The organism is Psychrobacillus sp. NPDC058041, from assembly GCF_042885655.1.
Classification (GTDB): Bacteria; Bacillota; Bacilli; order Bacillales_A; family Planococcaceae; genus Psychrobacillus.
On record NZ_JBHVRO010000001.1, the window covers coordinates 61,593 to 80,836 of the forward strand.

The 19,244-nt window shown below is 36.5% G+C and carries 16 protein-coding genes; 15 read left to right on the forward strand and 1 reads right to left on the reverse strand.

Annotation, left to right across the window (positions count from 1 at the left end; translation table 11 throughout):
* Position 1 precedes the first annotated feature (1 nt).
* Positions 2-1,051 (forward strand): nucleotidyltransferase family protein, encoded by a 1,050-nt coding sequence (locus ACFVR1_RS00275; RefSeq protein ID WP_387578866.1) that lies wholly within the window; start codon positions 2-4, stop codon positions 1,049-1,051.
* Positions 1,048-1,731 (forward strand): acylneuraminate cytidylyltransferase family protein, encoded by a 684-nt coding sequence (locus tag ACFVR1_RS00280; protein ID WP_387578868.1) that lies wholly within the window; start codon positions 1,048-1,050, stop codon positions 1,729-1,731. Before ACFVR1_RS00275 ends, ACFVR1_RS00280 begins: the two co-directional genes overlap by 4 nt.
* A 195-nt stretch (positions 1,732-1,926) precedes the next feature.
* Here the strand turns inward: ACFVR1_RS00280 and ACFVR1_RS00285 are convergent, their stop codons facing one another.
* Positions 1,927-2,736 (reverse strand): flagellin N-terminal helical domain-containing protein, encoded by an 810-nt coding sequence (locus ACFVR1_RS00285; RefSeq protein WP_387578871.1) that lies wholly within the window; start codon positions 2,734-2,736, stop codon positions 1,927-1,929.
* A 143-nt stretch (positions 2,737-2,879) separates the two neighbouring features.
* On the opposite strand from ACFVR1_RS00285, the gene ACFVR1_RS00290 reads away from it, so the two are divergent.
* From ACFVR1_RS00290 to ACFVR1_RS00350, 13 genes are all read left to right on the forward strand, one after another.
* On the forward strand, positions 2,880-3,260 hold the full coding sequence (locus tag ACFVR1_RS00290; protein ID WP_387578874.1) for a flagellar protein FlaG: 381 nt from the start codon (positions 2,880-2,882) through the stop codon (positions 3,258-3,260).
* Positions 3,261-3,278: 18 nt separating this feature from the next.
* Complete coding sequence (gene fliD, locus ACFVR1_RS00295) at positions 3,279-5,351, forward strand: flagellar filament capping protein FliD (RefSeq protein WP_387578876.1); 2,073 nt, start codon at positions 3,279-3,281, stop codon at positions 5,349-5,351.
* Positions 5,352-5,391: 40 nt separating this feature from the next.
* Complete coding sequence (gene fliS / locus ACFVR1_RS00300; RefSeq protein ID WP_387578879.1) at positions 5,392-5,790, forward strand: flagellar export chaperone FliS; 399 nt, start codon at positions 5,392-5,394, stop codon at positions 5,788-5,790.
* On the forward strand, positions 5,790-6,140 hold the full coding sequence (gene fliT / locus ACFVR1_RS00305; RefSeq protein ID WP_387578882.1) for a flagellar protein FliT: 351 nt from the start codon (positions 5,790-5,792) through the stop codon (positions 6,138-6,140). The genes fliS and fliT overlap by 1 nt, the downstream gene beginning before the upstream one ends.
* A 205-nt stretch (positions 6,141-6,345) precedes the next feature.
* Positions 6,346-8,130: a putative bifunctional diguanylate cyclase/phosphodiesterase gene (locus ACFVR1_RS00310; protein WP_387578884.1), complete on the forward strand. Its 1,785-nt coding sequence runs from the start codon at positions 6,346-6,348 to the stop codon at positions 8,128-8,130.
* Positions 8,131-8,467: 337 nt separating this feature from the next.
* A complete protein-coding gene (locus tag ACFVR1_RS00315) occupies positions 8,468-9,256 on the forward strand; it encodes a C40 family peptidase (protein ID WP_387578886.1) in 789 nt (262 codons plus the stop codon).
* 17 nt (positions 9,257-9,273) lie between these two features.
* The gene (locus ACFVR1_RS00320; RefSeq protein ID WP_387578888.1) at positions 9,274-10,962 is read left to right on the forward strand and encodes a methyl-accepting chemotaxis protein; all 1,689 of its coding nucleotides are present in this window, start codon (positions 9,274-9,276) and stop codon (positions 10,960-10,962) included.
* Between the two features lie 259 nt (positions 10,963-11,221).
* Complete coding sequence (locus tag ACFVR1_RS00325; RefSeq protein ID WP_387578890.1) at positions 11,222-11,653, forward strand: hypothetical protein; 432 nt, start codon at positions 11,222-11,224, stop codon at positions 11,651-11,653.
* Positions 11,654-12,064: 411 nt separating this feature from the next.
* A complete protein-coding gene (gene ilvD, locus ACFVR1_RS00330) occupies positions 12,065-13,732 on the forward strand; it encodes a dihydroxy-acid dehydratase (protein ID WP_387578892.1) in 1,668 nt (555 codons plus the stop codon).
* Between the two features lie 594 nt (positions 13,733-14,326).
* Positions 14,327-16,048 carry an acetolactate synthase large subunit gene (gene ilvB, locus ACFVR1_RS00335; protein ID WP_387579924.1) on the forward strand — a complete coding sequence of 574 codons (1,722 nt, stop codon included), beginning with the start codon at positions 14,327-14,329 and terminating at the stop codon, positions 16,046-16,048.
* On the forward strand, positions 16,045-16,560 hold the full coding sequence (gene ilvN / locus ACFVR1_RS00340; protein WP_387578894.1) for an acetolactate synthase small subunit: 516 nt from the start codon (positions 16,045-16,047) through the stop codon (positions 16,558-16,560). The genes ilvB and ilvN overlap by 4 nt, the downstream gene beginning before the upstream one ends.
* A 32-nt stretch (positions 16,561-16,592) precedes the next feature.
* Complete coding sequence (ilvC, locus tag ACFVR1_RS00345; RefSeq protein ID WP_387578897.1) at positions 16,593-17,627, forward strand: ketol-acid reductoisomerase; 1,035 nt, start codon at positions 16,593-16,595, stop codon at positions 17,625-17,627.
* The gene (locus ACFVR1_RS00350) at positions 17,614-19,158 is read left to right on the forward strand and encodes a 2-isopropylmalate synthase (RefSeq protein WP_387578899.1); all 1,545 of its coding nucleotides are present in this window, start codon (positions 17,614-17,616) and stop codon (positions 19,156-19,158) included. Before ilvC ends, ACFVR1_RS00350 begins: the two co-directional genes overlap by 14 nt.
* Positions 19,159-19,244 lie beyond the last annotated feature (86 nt).

Below are 19,244 nucleotides of genomic sequence, written 5' to 3' on the forward strand. Positions count from 1 at the left end.
GGTGAAACAATGGAAAGACATTCTAGTAAGAGAATCTACTTCTCTTTTTAATACGATGAAAATAATTGATGATTCCTCTCTCCAATTCGCTCTGGTTGTTGATGAAAATCAGCGACTACTCGGTACAGTAACGGATGGGGATATTCGAAGAGGGATTTTACGTGGTGAAGGATTAGAGGTTGAAATTCAACATGTAATGAATAAAACTCCTTTAACAGCTTCTTCTGGAAGGACACGTTCAAATTATTTAAAAATATTAAAGAAAAACAAGGTGAAGCAGTTACCAATAATTGATGAATTAGGCAAAATTGTTGATATTATTTTTACTGATCAGTCTGTAAGCGAAAAAGAGTCAAACAATACTGTTATTCTAATGGTAGGTGGACTGGGGTCTCGATTACGCCCATTGACCAATAATATACCAAAACCTATGCTTCATGTAGGAAATAAACCAATTTTAGAAACTATTATTGAAGGCTTTAAACAGAATGGATTTACAAATTTCATTTTATCCGTTAATTATAAAAAAGAAATAATCCAGGATTATTTTCAAGATGGAGATGCTTTTGGAGTATCAATTTCCTACATAGAAGAAGAAAAAAGAATGGGTACAGCTGGCGCGCTATCTTTATTAAAAGAAAAACCGTCAAATCCAGTTTTTGTGATGAATGGAGATTTATTAACACAAGTAAATTTTGAGCAACTTTTACAGTTTCATAAAGAATCTAAAGCAGTTGCAACAATGTGTGTTAGAGAATATGAATATCAAATACCTTATGGTGTAATTGAAACAGAGGGTCAACTTTTAAAAAACATTACTGAAAAACCAATACATCGTAGTTTTGTAAATGCGGGGATATATGTACTAAGCCCTGAGGCTTTTAATCTTATTCCGGAAAGCAAGTTTTATGATATGCCAGATTTATTTAATCAATTAATGGAAAATAATATGTTAGTATCAGCTTTTCCGATTCGTGAATATTGGCTAGATATAGGTCGAGTAGATGATTTTGAACGGGCTAATTATGAGTATAGGGAGCGATCTCAATGAAGCCAAATTTTTTAGCGGTTATACCCGCACGAGGGGGCTCTAAAGGTGTCCCAAGAAAAAATGTTAGGGATTTAAACGGTAAACCTTTAATTGCATGGACTATTGAAGAAGCGAAAAAATCTCAATACATTTCCAAAATAATATTGTCATCTGAGGATTCGGAAATAATAAAAGAAGCTAAAAAGTATGGATGCGAAGTACCATTTATTCGACCGATGAAACTAGCACAAGACGATACTCCTGGAATCGATCCAGTCTTACATGCAATCAATCAATGTCCGGGTTATGATTATGTAGTGTTATTACAACCTACCTCACCACTTAGAAAAGCGGAAGATATAGATGGTGCTATACAGATGCTCCTAGATAAAGGAGTGGACTATTGTGTTAGTGTAACAGTACCAGATAAATCTCCATATTGGATGTATAAAGTTGACGAAAATGGGAACATGGAGCAAATTATTGAGCAAGATAATTATGCAGTTAGACGTCAGGATTTACCGAAAGTGTATTCTTTAAATGGTGCTGTATACGTAGCACGAATAGAAAGCTTAACACATACAAAGTCTTTTTTGAACGAGGAGACAGTGGCGTTTGAAATGCCCAGAAGTAGATCCTTGGATATTGATACGGAAGAAGACTTTTTATGGTGTGAATGGTTAATTTCAAAAAGCTTTTAGGTTATAAATATATCTAATATAACTAAGCAGACTATATTAATTGCATTCTGTTACTTAAGTATTAAAAAATTTAATAGAAAAATAGTTATTTTTATTTTTTTTTTACTCATGCTAAATCACTGAATGTCATTGGAAATTTTATGAAGTTAAAAAACACCGGATTACAAAGCTAATGCTAGTAATCTGGTGTTTTGTTTATCTAAATAATTTTAATACATTACTAACATTTTGGTTTGTTTGTTTAATTAGTAACTCATCACCTTTTTGACGGATGCCTTGTTTAACAAACTCCATCATTTCAAAAGCCATATCTGGGTCACGAATAAGAGATTCCGTTTTTTGTAAACTTAATTCCATATTAGAAACATTATCTTTATGGTGAGAAAGAGCTTCATAATCTGAACCTGTGTTAGCTAAGTGATTAGATATCGTTGATAATGCATTATCAACTTTTGCAATTAAATCTTTTGCCTGATCTCTAGTAGAAAGTTTAGCAATTTCTAACCCTAATGAAGCAGTACTAACGTTCACGGTATCAATACGCAATGTTTGACCAGCATTTGCACCAACATGTATGTATAGCGGCCGTACATCTCCAAGAATATTTTGTGTGTTAAATTCCATTTTCTCAGAGGTGTCATCAATAGAGCTAAGCAATTGGTCTAATTCCTTTTGTGCTGCTGCACGATCATCATCTGTTACAGTATCAGTAGAAGTTTGAACAGCAAGTTCTCGTATTCTTTGCAGCACACTACTTACGTGCTGAAGTCCTGCGTCAGTGGACTCTAAAACAGAAATGCCATCCTGCATATTCTGCTGTGCCTTACCTAGACCTCGAATTTGTCCACGTAATGTTTCAGAGATAGATAATCCGGAAGCATTATTAGCAGCACGAGTTAATTTATCCCCGCCGGAAAGTTTTTCAAGTGTTCTTGTTATTGCATTATCGTTTTTTTGATATCTGTTGGTGGAGAAGGCTATCCATGCCTGGTTTTGTATTTGCAATTCATTCACCTCCATGTGAATTTATTTTATTTACATACTTATTATCGACAGATTATATGAAAATTTTGCTAGAAAGTGAAAATTTCTAAAAAAATGCCGATAGTGTAAATAAGAACATTGTAAGCATAGGGGGAGAGCCTAGAATGCGTATATCAGCACAGGCACAAACAAAGGATGTTGCAGTTGTTACACAGCCTAGACAAGAGACTGTAGTGGAAACAACAAAAACAATTGTGGTGGAAGATTCTCTGAAACAAATCATGCAAGAAGAACAAAAAGCAAACGAAAAAGAAAGTATTCCGAAAGATAAAGTGCAAAAGGCAGTGGATGCATTAAATGAATTTATGACAATTCAAAATCACAATTCCAAATTTGTACTGCATGACGGCTTAGACCGTTATTATGTAGAAGTTGTGGATGCAGATACGGACGAGGTTATTCGAGAAGTACCTCCTCGTAAATTATTAGATGCATTTTACTCGATGCAAAAATTTGTAGGTATGATTGTAGACGAGAAGATATAATATTAGGAGGTTTTATAAATGGCAGGTCCAATGAGAATAGGCGGATTAGCATCAGGAATGGATATCGATCAAATCGTTAAGGATTTGATGAAAGCAGAGCGTATTCCGCTCGATAAATTATTTCAAAAGAAGACAACATTCGAATGGCAGCGCGATACTTATCGTTCAATTAATACAAAATTAAAAACGTTTGATACGTATTTGTTTGATAACTTTTCGTTATCTAGTAATTTTAATAAAAAAACAGTAACAAGCTCTAATTCAAATTTAGTGAGTGCAAAAGCCTCCTCTTCAGCAACTGGCGCGTTATCACTCGAAGGTGTATCCCAATTAGCAACTGCAGCAAGACAGGTTGGTAATATAATTTCTACTACAACAGGAGGAACCGTAACTGGCAGTACAAAGATGAGTGAACTTGCTGGTTTTAGTGGGGATACAACTATTTCATTAAAAGCTATTCAAGCAGATGGTACTTTAGCAAAAGAAGCTACAAATATTGAAATTAAGGGATCTGACACTGTTAGTCAGGTTATATCGAAAATAAATAATAGTAATGCAGGTGTTTCCGCATTATTTGAAAATGGTAAACTATCTATTACTGCTAAAAACACTGGGGATATAAAAGGAGGAGCGGAAGTACAAGTTACAGCAGGAAATAATGTTTTTTCTGCGTTAGGAATGACGGACTCCACAAATTTGGCTACTGGTGGTACGAATGCAATTTTTAAAGTAAATGGTATTACATCGGAGCGTTCGTCAAACACTTTTACTATTTCAGGATACACTGTAACGTTAAATTCTACCTTTAACGTTAAAAATACGTTAGAAGAACAAGTTGCCCGATTAGCAACGGCTAAGACACAGGCTGAAAATGATGTCACTGCTGCAGAAACAGCAATGAATAATGCTATTACGAATCAAAATACAAAGCAAGATGCATACAATAATGCTTTGGAATATGACTTAACAGATGATCAGCGCAATATTTATACAAATGAGGTTAGTAGTAATAATTCACTTAAAAACGCTTTGGCTAATTTAAGTGAAAGTGACATGGCAGATTTTCGAGCACTTGAAACAATGGAAAACGCTGATATAGATTCATTAGATATATCTAGTGAATCCAAAGCGTTGTTAAAAGGCTTAAAGGTAGAAGACCGTGCAACTCTGCAAAGTATGGATGAAGCTGATTTTAGTGCGCTAAATTCTATAGCTAAAAAACATGTCGAGCTTGACATTGCAAACACAAATGTTACGAGAACCACAAACGATTTAGCTGCAAAACAAGCTAGAAGTATTCAACTTTCCAATGAATACGATGCAACAGTTATTCAAAACGATAATATGCCCCAGGATGCAGCAACTGCACCAGTTCAGTTAAAAGCAGATACAGATATTGATTTTATGGTCGACAAAGTAAAAGAATTTGTTACTAAATACAACGAACTAATTGCAGGTATGAACGACCAGTTAAAAGAAAAAGTATACCGCGATTTTCCACCTTTGACAGATGAGCAACGTAAAGATATGTCAGAAAGCGAGCAAAAGCTTTGGGATGAAAAAGCAAAAAGTGGTCTTTTACGAAGCGATTCAATCGTAAGCAATGGTTTAAATAGTATGCGTGATGCTATTTATGGTCGAGTGGGGAGCGAACCTGGTATAATCAATACACTTGCTCAAATGGGAATTACTACTTCTAGTAATTATTCAGATGGTGGTAAACTAGTAATAGATGAAGATAAATTACGAAAAGCTTTAACAGACAACCCAGATCAAGTTGTAAAAACGATATCTCAATCAGGAGAAAAAACCTCTACTGAAGACTCTCGTGGTATTGTTCAACGATTACGCGATTCCATGAAAGAATTTACAAGAAAAATTGAAATAAAAGCTGGTAAAGTATCTTCTACGGATCAGCAGTACGCAATGGGTAAAAGCCTGATTGATATGAATAGTCGAATTACAAGCTTTCAAAATCGTTTAAAAGATGTAGAAGCTCGTTACTGGAAACAATTTACCGCGATGGAGAAAGCAATTAGCAAAGCTAACAACCAATCTTCATACCTTTCCCAATTTGGTAATAATCAATAAGTGATTAGTTTTTGAGTTACATTAAAGGAGTTGTATCTTATTGGCAGCACAATCGGTTCACCAAGCTTATAAAAATAATAGTGTGAGCACTGCATCACCTGGAGAATTAACGTTGATGCTTTATAATGGATGCTTAAAGTTTTTAGGTAAAGCGAAGATTGCAATTACTGAAAAAAATGTCCAGGAAAAAAACATTAACTTGCAAAAGGCTCAAAAAATTATACAAGAGCTCATGGTGACCCTGAACATGAATATTGAAGTTTCAAAGTCTATGATGCAAATGTATGAATATATAAACCATCGTCTAATTGAAGCGAATATAAAAAATGATGTGAACATTATTGAAGAAGTAGAAGGGTATGTACTCGAGTTTCGAGATACATGGAAACAAGTAATTCAGATAAATCGACAAAAGCAATTTACTGGAGACCAGGCATAATGGGTGAGGTAGAACAGTTTCTAGTTGCATCTGAAAAGCTTTTTTCTCACTTAACAAATATTCCTTCTGAAGATGAACGAACAGCTTATATTGAGCAAATTAATCATTTACTTGACGTACGTGAGCATTCGATTCAAGTTTTAGGAAACACCGACCTTTCCACCCATTCTTTATACGATCATTTACTAGAATTGGATCGTGGTATTAACAAGAGCTTGAAAAAAGTGATGGATATGGTAAAAGGAGATCTAAAAGATCTCCAACAAAAGAAACGTCATGAAAGTTCTTACTCGAACCCTTACGCAGCTACACAAGCTATTGATGGCATGTATTTTGACAATAAAAAATGAAAAAACACCGACTTTGTACTTGAAAGTCGGTGTTTTTGTTAATGTTAGGAAAGTAGCTGAAATGTTTCTCATTAGACCAGTACTTAAGCTTATTTGACAGAAGACTTCATTTTCCAACAAATTTTTACAAATAGATTTACTATTCTAATAATTATATGATATATTTATAGTAATATTTTCCTCAAAAAGAAAGGAGGAATTTCGTATGATAAATACTTTACTAAACTCAATAGATGATAGCGGGAATAAAAATGATAAGAATATTCTTCATCAACTTTTGGATATGAGTCATTCGTACAATCTGTCTCAAAAAGATGCTTTGGTGGAAATTTGCCGCAAATCGTTGAGTCTTCTAGATGTAGATCAAGTTTTTATTTGGTCTCTTTCGAGTGATAACTCTACTCTTAGTAATATTGCATCTTCTATTCAGAGTGAAGATGGGGTTTTAGAAGTACATCAAAAAGATCATCCACACTACTTCGATTTGATGAAAGAAAAGCAATTTTGGACAGAGAAGCAAATGGAAGAGAGTATTCTTCAGATGTCTCCATTCCCTTATCGATTAGAGTTTCGGTTTGGTAATGGGAATGACTCTAAAGGAATACTAAGTATTCGTAGTTCAACCAAGAGAGAATGGTCGAAAAATGAATTATTAGTATTACCATCGATTGTTCATTCGATTATGCTTCTAATTGAAAGAGAATCATATAAAAAGCTTGCTACTATAGATACTTTGACAGGGCTTAGTAAACTGACTTCCTTTTTAGAAGAAACAACAGAAAGAATGACAAAAGTTGATGAAACGATGGATACATACTTTATCTACCTTAAAATCGATCTTTTTCAAGATATTCAAGACGTATTAGGAATTGATGGGGCAGATGAGGTCTTAAAAGAAGTGGGATTACGAATTCAAATGTTATTTCCTGAGCCTTATTTAACAGCAAGGATTGGGTTTGATCATTTTGCAATTTATTTTGATACTGCGAATAAGCCACAAATGGGTGAGCGATATTATGAGAGAGTTGACGATGCACTTGCCAAGAAAATTATGGTAAGTGGTCAAGAAGTTTATTTAACCTACTCGATTGGTTTCAGCCAATTTCCGCAGCATGGAGAAAATGCAAAAGCTTGTTTAAATGCAGCGCAAATTGCTTTAAATAACGGAAGAAAGAAATTTTCAAGAAATGCACAAACCTTTTATACACCGGAAATGTACACTTCAAAGTCGAAGGATTTACTTACGGAAATGAATCTTCGAAAAGGGATAGAAGCCAATGAGTTCGAATTATACTATCAGCCAAAAGTGAATTGCAATGACGGATCGGTTACTGGTTTTGAAGCACTCATCAGGTGGAATCATCCAGAACTTGGTATTAGGGGTCCTATGGAATTTATCCCAATTGCTGAATCGACTGGTTTAATAATTCCGCTCGGTGAGTGGGTGATTACAGAAGCAGTGAAGCAATTATCTCTCTGGAATGAAGGACATCGCATTAATTATACAATTTCTATTAATATTTCCTCTCGGCATTTTTTGCATAGTGACTTTCCAAAATACTTGTTGAAGCAACTAAACTATTATAAAGTTTCTCCAGCACGGTTAGTTATTGAGGTTACGGAAAGTGTGGCTATGATAGAATACGATACTGTTAAGGAACGAATTGATTATTTAAATGATTTAGGTTTCTCAGTTAGTATTGACGACTTTGGTACTGGTTTTTCTGCGTTTGTATATTTGCAGCATTTTCCTGTAAAAGAAATAAAAATAGATCGTCAGTTTATTCAAAGAATCGATTGTGATGAAAAAAGTTTAGGAATTACAAAAACCATTATCGACCTAGCAAAACAACTATCACTAAAAGTAGTTAGCGAGGGAGTAGAAACTAAGGAACAATGGGAAAAGCTAAAGAGTTTAGGTTGTGATGAAATTCAAGGATTCTATTTTTCAAAGCCATTGAATATCGAAAGGATTGAAGAATTATATTAACTCTTTTTGAATCTACTTTGGTTATTGAAGGCACTGAATAATCTAAACTAAAGCAGCTAGTCACTGAAACCTCACTAGTATTTAGTATTAAGAGCACACCCACAGAAAGCGAATTTCAAAACCGAGGAGCAATTTCTTGTTCGACGTGTAAGTAAATTTAACTACTACTTATTAGGGAGTTTATTGAGACTTACAATTTTTGGTGCCATCCTAGTGAATAGTCTCGAAAGCCATAAAAAGAGATATTTCCTTTGCAATATCTTTACAAAATTAATAGTGAGATATTAATAGTTTAATGTTATGATTAACATACTAGTAAAAAAGAAGGATGATAAATATGGTGAAAAAAGTGCTATTAGTAACGGTATTATTATTTTCATTTTCAGCGACAGCAAATGCTAGTTCTAGTCCTTTGTATGAAGTGAAAAAAGGAGATTCCTTAACGAAGATTGCTAAGGCTTATAAGGTATCAGTGAATGACCTAATAATTTGGAACAAACTGACGAAAGATAGTATTTTTGTAAAGCAAAAGCTAATCGTTCAAAAGCCGACCGTTGCAAACTCAAAAACTAAACCGTCACCAACAGTTGCAGCAACTAAACCATCACAAACTGTAGCAACAACTAAACCTACAGTTCCTGTTAAAACGGAACCGATTGTGCAACCGGTTCAAGTGAAGGCTGAAGAACTTATTACGAGTCCTACTCCTCTAAATGATGAAGCAAAACAACTTTCTTCGAATGGACAAGCAATTTATAGTTTAGCAGTAAATTTTGCAAGCAGGTTGGAAGGTATTCCGTATTTGTATGGTGGGAATACGATGGCTGGTTTCGATTGTAGTGGATTTATTTATTTTGTTTATTCGCAAGCAGGATTGAAGATTAGTCGTCAAAGTAGCGAAAGTTATTTTGCTGGTAGTGCAAGTGTTACGAATCCGGTTGTTGGAGACGTAGTGTTTTTTGAAAATACATATGGCATCGGCATTTCTCATATGGGAATTTACATAGGTAATAATGAATTTATTCATGCAGGTACTAAAGGTGTTGAGAAGGCGAAATTAGATTCTACTTATTGGAAAGAACATTTTGTAGGGTTTAAACGGTTTAACTCGGTTATTGAAAATTAAAGAATGGGGGGCTATATATGAAATGGTCAATAGGTAAAAAAATGTGGATGGGGTTTTCCTCTATTTTAATTATAATGATTATCATGGTATTTTTAGCCCTTTCATCAATGTCAGATAGTAGTGATAAGTATAATTTTTTATTGGATGATCGAGTAGTGAAATTAAACCAATTGAAGGAAATTGAGATCTCTCAAAAAGAGATGACTCAAAATTCACTGGAGTATTTATTGTTTACTACAGATGCTTCGAAAAAAGCGATAAAAGAGAATTTGCAAATTACGGAGAATCTTGCAAAAGAACTGAGAGGAAAACTTTTCTCGCCAGAAACAATAGATTTGATGAATAGTTTCGATAAAAAATTAGCTTCTTTTGCAGCTATTAATCAAGAAATTATTTTAGCAAAAGAGAAGAATGACACAGCAGGTATTATTAAACTGTCTTCAGAAGCGAAAACTATTAGTAATGAAGAGTTGCAAATTTTAGGAGAAATAGAGCAATTTCTTAACGATGATATAGTTCAAACTAGAGAAGAAATTAATAGTTATGCGAAAGCTGCAACCATTTTTTTTATTGGTGTAACTTTATTCGCTATTCTATTAGGAATTGTTTTAGCATATTTCATTAATAAAAGTATTTCTCGTCCAGTCAAGAGAGTTACCGCAGGATTGTCAGAAATTGCGAATGGGAATTTGTTAGTTGAACAAATTATCATTAAAAATAAAGATGAAGTTGGTGAAATGGCAACTGCGTTCAATAGGATGTCCAATGATCTTCGAGAGATTGTGGTAAGTGTAAGAGATTCATCCATGCAGCTTGCATCGAATGCAGAGGAACTGTCTGCTAGTTCAGAGGAAAGTTTAGCTTCTTCACAAATGGTAGCGAAATCTGCTGAGGAGCAAATGGTAACAAGTGAACAACAAGTTCGTCATATGGATTCTTCTGTTCAAGCTATGACTGAACTGACTCAAGGAGTTGGACAAATTTCTTTAAGCAATGAAGAAATGTTACATGCCGCAGATGATGTCCAAAAGTTAGTGAAAAAAGGTTCAGGAGTAGTGCTAGAAGTGGCAACTCAAATGAATACAATTCATAAAACATTTGTAGATACGACAATTATCATGAATAATATGGCAAAGCATTCAGATGAAATTCAAAGTATTACTTCGCTCATTACAGATATATCTGAGCAAACGAACTTGCTTGCTTTAAATGCAGCTATCGAAGCAGCTCGAGCAGGTGAATACGGTAAAGGTTTTGCTGTTGTGGCTGAAGAAGTGCGTAAACTTGCTGAGCAATCGAAAAACTCTGCAACGGAAATCGCTTCTATGGTACAAGTCATTCAGTCAGCTTCTAGTGATGCAACAAAAGCTATCACAGAAGGCGAAGTGATAGTAGATGAGGGACTTTCCAAAACAAATGAATCAATGAACGTATTTAAAGAAATTGAAACGGCTGTTGGAGAGGTCGGAATCAAAGTGGAATCCGTTTCCGCAGCGATTGAACAAATTCAAGCAATGTCAGAGTCTGTTTCTGAAGGTTCACTTGAAGTTCAGCGTCTTGCGGCAATTGCTGCAGACGGGGCAAATGATACAAGTGCTGCTACCGAAGAACAACTGGCTGCTAATGAAGAAATAACTGCAAACGCGCAATCGCTAACAGATTTAGCAGAAATTCTTCAAAACAATGTTAGTCATTTTAAAATATAAACTATTAATAAGAAACAACCCCAATGCGTATTGGGGTTGTTTTTATGTAAAATTAATTACTGCACATTCGTGAGTATATATTGAGAGTTTGAACAATAATATTGCGAATAAAAGTTGGAATGTTGGGAGTAACCACTCCAATGTTGCGCATACTCATCCAAATGTTGCGAGTAAAAGATTTTATCCGAATCAAACATTTTTCTATTCGACACATTCTGTGCCAATTTTATAACGTATAATATATTTAGGTGATAAATCTATGTATAAATTTATATTATTCATTCATATTATAAGTGCAATTCTATCTATTGGTCCTTTTATTGTATTATTTCCCGTATTAAATAGAATGATAGGGAAAAGTGGAGATGTACTTGATTCTCTAATAGAAATTTTTCAAGCAACGATTCGAATTGTGAAGCATGCGGGACATGTTTTAGTTGTCTCAGGTATCCTACTTATGTGGCAAGGAAACTGGCCCTGGTTAACATCTTGGGTAATTATGACAATTGTTGTCATGTTCAGCTCGATAGTATTTCTTGCAAAAGCATTTAAACCGAAGATCCGTCAGTTCTATGCAGGAACAATAAATTCGACTGTTCTCATTCAAAAGTTGCGTTTTTCTGTATGGCAGTATATTTTCATTTTATTAATTATGCTCTGGTTTATGGTTGCAAAACCAAATATTTGGTAACGGACTCTTTCTCGAATCTGAGAAAGGGTCTTTTTTATATTTTTGTCAGATAGATAGTTGAATTTGTGATTGTCAAAAAGATTTTGCGAATAGCAAGATAGAGAATCACTTCTCAACTTCTCCTCAATATTTCTTCTCCATATGCTTCATCTCGTCTATTTATTCGCATTTATTTTAACAAAATGTTCACAAAATTTTTTCGACATACAAAATGCGATATATCGCAGATGTAAGCGGTTGCATGATTTATGAATATTCAAAACTAACTGATAATTTTAAAAAAGAGTATTGACTAGGTATTTTAAAGGCGATATGATAGCAACAATATATAAAAGATTGTGAAAAAAATCACAATATAAAAAATTACAATACGAAAAGTAAATTAAGAAGTATGTATAGGGGCGATTGAAATTGAGAAGTGACATGATTAAAAAAGGTGTTGATCGAGCTCCTCATCGTAGTTTACTTTATGCTACTGGAGTGAAGACGAAAGATTTAGATAAACCATTTATTGGTGTTTGTAACTCCTATATTGATATTATTCCTGGTCATATGCATTTAAATAAATTTGCAGAGGTAGTAAAAGAGGCAATACGTGAAGCTGGTGGAATTCCATTTGAGTTCAACACAATTGGTGTAGATGATGGGATTGCAATGGGACATATCGGAATGAGGTACTCTCTACCGAGTCGTGAATTGATTGCTGATTCTGCGGAAACGGTTATTAACGCACATTGGTTTGATGGGGTGTTTTATATTCCAAACTGTGACAAAATCACACCTGGAATGTTAATGGCAGCGGTGAGAACGAATGTCCCTTCTGTTTTTGTTTCGGGTGGACCGATGGAAGCTGGTACATCAGCTGATGGAAAACAACTTTCCTTAACATCTGTTTTCGAAGGTGTCGGTTCTTATAAATCAGGAGCTATGTCAGCGGAACAACTTCTCGATATTGAACAAAATGCATGTCCTACATGTGGATCGTGTTCAGGGATGTTCACAGCGAACTCGATGAACTCATTAATGGAAATGCTCGGGGTGACTTTGCCGGGTAACGGTACAATCGTTGCAACTTCGGATGAACGCCATAAACTTATAAAAGTGGCAGCTAAGCATCTTGTTCGAATGATTAAAGAAGATGTGAAGCCAAGAGATTTGATTACAAAAGAAACGATTGATGATGCATTTGCACTTGATATGGCAATGGGTGGTTCAACTAATACAGTTCTACATACACTGGCAATTGCGCATGAAGCAGAAATTAAATACGACGTGAAAGAAATAAATGAAGTAGCAAAGCGTATTCCTTATTTATCCAAAATAATGCCGGCTTCTGATTACTCCATGCACGATGTACATCTTGCGGGAGGAGTTAGTGCCATTATTAAAGAACTTTGTGAGATTCCAGGAGCAGTTCATCCTGATCGTATGACGATTACTGGTAAAACACTCTATGAAAATGTGAAAGAATCAGAGATTACAAATGAACAAGTCATACGCCGAAAAGAAAATCCATTTAGTCCTGTAGGCGGCTTGTCCGTCCTTTTCGGAAATATTGCTCCTGAAGGTGGAGTCATTAAAGTGGGGGCAGTAGATCCTTCTATCAAAGAATTTACAGGCAAAGCAATTGTGTTTGACTCACAAGAAGCTTCCCAGGAAGCCATTGATAACGGAACTGTGCAAGAAGGTCATGTAGTAGTCATTCGCTATGAAGGTCCAAAAGGTGGTCCAGGGATGCCAGAAATGCTTGCTCCAACTTCTGCGATACAAGGTCGGGGATTAGGAACGAAAGTGGCACTCATTACAGACGGTCGTTTCTCAGGAGCATCTAGAGGAATTTCTATCGGACATATTTCACCAGAAGCTGCAGATGGTGGACCGATAGCTTTAGTTGAGAACGGTGATATTATCGCTATTGATTTAACAAATAGAACAATTGAATTGCAAGTTAGCGAAGAAGAATTAGCTGCAAGAAGAGAAAACTTACAACCATTTGAACCAAAAATTAAAAAAGGCTATTTAGCAAGATATTCAAAACTAGTAACATCTGCAAGCACAGGTGGAGTAATGAAAATCTAGACGCAAATACGCCAAGGCGAATTTGATTAACAAACCAATTTAAATTTTATAATCCAAATCATTGATGAGGCAAAAGCTAGAGGAAACTTGTATTTACAGAGAGCTGGTATAGCTGGGAACCGGCAGTACAACCTTTAGCGACATCCCCTCGGAGTGAAGTGTTGAACGGGAAACCTTTTAGATACTTCCGGGTGTAGTAAATAGCTACTCTCGTTATAAATGGATGGCTGGCATTTGTTGGTTGTCTGCGAGGTAGCGGTTGCGCTGCGAACTAGGGTGGTACCATGAAAAGAATTTCATCCCTATACAAAAGAACGATGGTTTCTTTGTGTGGGGAGAAATTCTTTTCTTTGTTTCTATATTCAATAAGGAAGTAGGAAGTAATACTATTCTATTCAGTTACTGTCTAGACTCCAGCGCCTTGCCCCTCGGGGTCAAATGTGAAAAAGCTGTGGTGGCTGGGGAGCTGCCTCCTCGCTTTTCCCCATTTGCCTGTCGGGGCAGACATAGGCGCTTACGCTTTTCTTTAAAACTGGACGATTTGAATAAAAGGAGGAAATGATGATGAAGTTAACCGTTGAAGAAACATTTGAAATGTATGAAGAGCCTGAAGCGGCGGAAGCTCCTAAACAATTGAATGGGGCAGATGTTTTTATTGAAACATTGAAACAGCATCAAGTTGAGGTAGTTTTTGGGTATCCAGGTGGTGCAGTGTTACCGATTTACGATGCACTCCATAAAAATCCGATTCGACATATCTTAGCCCGTCATGAACAGGGAGCAATCCACGCGGCAGAAGGGTATGCACGTGTTTCTGGAAAGGTAGGGGTCGTTATTGCAACGTCTGGTCCAGGAGCTACGAATGTCGTAACTGGAATTGCGGATGCGATGATGGATTCGATTCCACTTGTTGTGTTCACTGGGCAAGTTGCAACTACCGTTATAGGAACAGATGCTTTTCAGGAAGCGGATATTATCGGAATTACGCAACCAATAACAAAACATAATTATCAAGTAAAAGATGTAGCTGATTTTCCTAGAATTATTAACGAAGCTTTTCATATTGCTTCCACAGGTCGTCCAGGACCAGTCGTTGTAGATATTCCAAAAAACATGGCAACAAGCATTTTTGTTCCAAGTGAAGAGGAAACGAATGAAGTGAATCTTCCTGGTTATCAACCTACGACAACACCGAACTTTTTACAAATACAAAAAGCAGCGAAAGCTATTTCAAAAGCGAACCAACCGCTTATTCTTGCTGGTGCAGGAGTATTGTTTGCGAAAGCATCCGATCAACTAGCGGAATTTGCAGAGAAATATCAAATTCCTATAACAAATACGCTTTTAGGACTTGGAAGTATTGAAGGAGATCATCCATTATTCTTAGGGATGGCAGGGATGCATGGAACATATACAGCAAATATGGCGATTCAAACTTGTGATTTACTGATAAATGTCGGAGCAAGGTTTGATGACCGTTTAACTGGTAACTTAGCTCACTTTGCACCGAATGCAAAAGTAATTCACATTGATATAGATCCTGCTGAAATTGGCAAGAACGTTCATACTGAAATACCGATTGTAGCAGATGCGAAAGAAGCATTAACTGCACTACTTGAACAGGATGCACCAAATGGGAATACAGCTGCATGGTTAGAAAGTTTGCATGTCAATCAAGGACAGTTTCCTTTATTCTATGAAGCTAGTGAAGAAAGAGGTTTACTTCCGCAGCAAGTATTGGAACTGGTGCTTGAATATACACATGGAAATGCAGTTGTTACGACTGATGTGGGGCAGCATCAAATGTGGACGGCACAATATTATAAATTCAACCAGCCACATAACTGGGTAACTTCTGGTGGGCTAGGCACTATGGGATTTGGTTTCCCAGCAGCTATTGGTGCACAAATTGCAAAACCAAATGCAAAAGTAGTGTCAATTGTTGGGGATGCAGGTTTTCAGATGACACTACAGGAATTGTCTTTGCTTCAGGAAATGCGCATTCCAGTAAAAGTAATTATTTTAAACAATCAAGCACTTGGAATGGTTCGTCAGTGGCAAGAAACCTTCCATGAAGAGCGTTTCTCGCAATCACTCATGCCGATTCAACCAGATTTTGTGAAACTTGCTGCAGCTTATGATGTTAAAGGTTACAAAATCGAAACATATGAAGATGCAAAAGTACAAATAAAAGAAGCACTTGAATCAGATGAGCCGGTATTAATTGATTGTAGAGTCGTGCAAAAAGAAAAAGTCTTTCCGATGGTTGCCCCAGGTAAAGGACTACATGAAATGATTGGAGTGAAGCCAGAATGAAACGGATTATAACAGTAACCGTGTTAAACCAAAGCGGAGTATTAAACCGAGTAACTGGCCTACTCATGAAGCGTCAGTTCAATATTGAAAGTATAACAGTAGGACATACGGAACAACCGCAAATTTCAAAAATGACGTTTGTCGTAAATGTGCAAGATGAACAAAAACTTGAACAGTTATTAAAACAGCTTCAGAAACAAGTAGATGTGTTGAAAGTAAATGACATTTCAGAGAAATCGATTGTTGTAAGGGAGTTGGCACTCGTGAAAGTCGTGTCGCCACCAGCTGTGAGAGCGGAGATCAATAGTATTGTAGAACCGTTCCGCGCTGCTACCATCGACACCGGAAAAAATGTCGTGACATTCCAGGTGACAGGTCACCCTGAAAAGATAGATGCATTTATTGATTTGCTCAAGCCTTATGGCATTAAAGAGCTAACTAGAACTGGCGTTACCGCATTTGTTCGCGAAACGCAGAAAGTTAACACGCCACAGTTATCTATTTTGCAATAAGATAAAAACCCAAATTTGAGGAGGAAATTACAATGGCTAAAATGTATTACAACGGAGATATCAACGAAGGACTTTTAAAGGATAAAACAATCGCAATCATCGGTTACGGATCACAAGGTCATGCACATGCACAAAACTTGAAGGATTCAGGATTTAATGTAGTAGTTGGTATTCGTGCTGGGAAATCATTTGATCAAGCGAAAGAGGATGGATTGGAAGTTTATTCTGTAAAAGAAGCTGCAGAAAAAGCAGAGGTTATTATGATTTTATTACCGGATGAAAGACAAAAAGCAGTATATGAAGCAGAAATTGAACCCGCTTTAACTGCAGGGAAATCTTTAGTATTTGCACATGGTTTCAACGTACATTTTGGTCAAATTGTACCTCCAACAGATGTGGATGTATTCTTAGTAGCACCAAAAGGTCCTGGACATTTAGTACGTAGAACATTTGAGGCGGGTGCAGGGGTACCAGGTTTATTCGCGGTATATCAAGATGCTTCTGGCCAAGCAAAAAACGTAGCTTTAGCATACGCAAAAGGTATTGGAGCTGCTCGTGCAGGAGTTCTTGAAACAACATTCAAAGAAGAAACAGAAACAGATCTTTTCGGAGAACAAGCGGTACTTTGTGGTAGTACGACTGCAATCGTCAAAGCTGGTTTCGAAACGTTAGTAGAAGCTGGATACCAACCAGAGCTTGCATACTTCGAAACGCTACACGAATTAAAACTAATCGTAGACCTAATGTACGAGGGAGGAATGGCTACAATGCGTTCTTCTATCTCAGATACTGCTGAGTGGGGAGATTTTGTATCAGGTCCACGTATCATCGATTCTTCCGTTAAAGATCGTATGAAAGACGTATTAACAGACATACAAGATGGAACATTTGCAAGAGAATGGATTAAAGAAAACGAAACAGATCGTCCAAAATATAATGCGATCAAAAAAGCTGAATCTGAACATCAAATCGAGGTTGTTGGTGCAAAGCTTCGTGAAATGATGCCATTTATCAATGAAGGGAAAAAACAAGTCAAGAAAGAAGTGGTGACGAGTGCAAAAAATTGATATTTTCGACACAACGCTACGTGATGGGGAACAATCAGCGGGTATAAACCTAAACACCCAAGAAAAATTAGAAATTGCTCGTCAGCTTGAAAAGTATGGAGTTTCCATAATAGAGGCAGGATTTCCTGCTTCTTCTCCTGGAGACTTTGATGCTGTTAAGCAAATTGCTGGGACAGTGAAAAACTCCATTGTTACAGGATTGGCTCGTTCGATTAAAAGTGATATAGAAACTTCTTGGGAAGCTTTAAGAGGTGGAGTGCAGCCGCACCTTCACACATTTATAGCGACTTCCCCAATCCATATGCAATATAAGCTGAACAAAACACCGGAACAAGTCATTGAAATTGCAGTGGAATCGGTTAAATTAGCAAGAAAGTATTTTCCACTTGTCCAGTGGTCAGCAGAAGATGCAACACGTTCCGATCGTGATTTTCTAGTACGTATTATGAATGAAGTAATCAAGGCCGGAGCTACGACGATTAATATTCCAGATACAGTTGGTTATGCATCTCCAATTGAATATGGTGCTTTATTCAGATACTTAAGTGAAAATGTAACGGGTATTGAAAAAGTGAAGCTATCTGCGCACTGTCATGATGATTTAGGTTTAGCAACAGCTAATACACTTGCAGCAATTGAAAATGGTGCAACACAAATAGAAGGAACGATTAATGGAATTGGTGAACGTGCTGGAAACGTAGCATTAGAAGAAATTGCAGTTGCATTACATATTCGAAAAGATTATTACCAAGCAGAATCAGGCATTGTGTTAAAAGAAACTAAACGCACAAGTCAGCTTGTGAGCAAGTTAACGGGAGTTGTCATTCAACCAAACAAAGCAGTTGTTGGGAAAAATGCATTCGCACATGAATCTGGTATTCACCAAGATGGTATGTTGAAAAACCCTGAAACGTATGAAATTATTACACCTGATTTAATAGGTGATGTAACAACAGAACTAGTTCTTGGAAAACATTCTGGTCGCCATGCATTCTTTGATCGTGCGGAACAAATGGGCTTTCATTTAAGTGATGAAAAGTTAAATGCTGCATTTGTAGCTTTTAAAAAGCTAGCAGATCGTAAGAAAGAGATTACCGAGGAAGATTTATTTGTTTTATTAACAGATCAACAAGTAAAAACTTCTGAGGTGGAAGTGTATGAATTAGAAAGCGTACAAGTTCAATATGGAACTTCAAATATTCCTACTGCTACAGTCCAAGCTAAAACACCAACAGGGGAAGTGGAAGTCGTATCTTCTACAGGCGCGGGTTCAGTAGAAGCCATTTTCAATACACTTGAAAAGCTAGTGAACGGGAAAGTTCATATTATTGATTATCGTGTATCTTCCGTATCAAAAGGAAGAGACGCACTAGGAGAAGCGGTTATTAATTTAAGTTTTAATGATGTTATTTCCACGGGTCGCAATGCTTCACAAGACGTACTAGAAGCATCTGCTAAAGCGTATTTGAACGCGATTAATCGTCAATTGGTCAAGGAGCATTATCAACAAAAAGTAGCAGTAACACAATAATATGGAAAAGCGGAAGGCGTCCGATTAGCCGCGACAAGCAAATGGGGAAAGAGGTAGGTCTGCAAAATGCGCCACATCCTGTGGCA

Excerpts from the sequence above, each read along its gene's own strand:
- ACFVR1_RS00280 (WP_387578868.1), top strand. The coding sequence starts at position 1,048 with ATGAAGCCAAATTTTTTAGCGGTTATACCCGCACGAGGGGGCTCTAAA.
- ACFVR1_RS00290 (WP_387578874.1), top strand. The coding sequence starts at position 2,880 with ATGCGTATATCAGCACAGGCACAAACAAAGGATGTTGCAGTTGTTACA.
- fliD (WP_387578876.1), top strand. The coding sequence starts at position 3,279 with ATGGCAGGTCCAATGAGAATAGGCGGATTAGCATCAGGAATGGATATC.
- fliT (WP_387578882.1), top strand. The coding sequence starts at position 5,790 with ATGGGTGAGGTAGAACAGTTTCTAGTTGCATCTGAAAAGCTTTTTTCT.
- ACFVR1_RS00310 (WP_387578884.1), top strand. The coding sequence starts at position 6,346 with ATGATAAATACTTTACTAAACTCAATAGATGATAGCGGGAATAAAAAT.
- ACFVR1_RS00315 (WP_387578886.1), top strand. The coding sequence starts at position 8,468 with ATGGTGAAAAAAGTGCTATTAGTAACGGTATTATTATTTTCATTTTCA.
- ACFVR1_RS00320 (WP_387578888.1), top strand. The coding sequence starts at position 9,274 with ATGAAATGGTCAATAGGTAAAAAAATGTGGATGGGGTTTTCCTCTATT.
- ACFVR1_RS00325 (WP_387578890.1), top strand. The coding sequence starts at position 11,222 with ATGTATAAATTTATATTATTCATTCATATTATAAGTGCAATTCTATCT.
- ilvB (WP_387579924.1), top strand. The coding sequence starts at position 14,327 with ATGTATGAAGAGCCTGAAGCGGCGGAAGCTCCTAAACAATTGAATGGG.
- ilvN (WP_387578894.1), top strand. The coding sequence starts at position 16,045 with ATGAAACGGATTATAACAGTAACCGTGTTAAACCAAAGCGGAGTATTA.
- ilvC (WP_387578897.1), top strand. The coding sequence starts at position 16,593 with ATGGCTAAAATGTATTACAACGGAGATATCAACGAAGGACTTTTAAAG.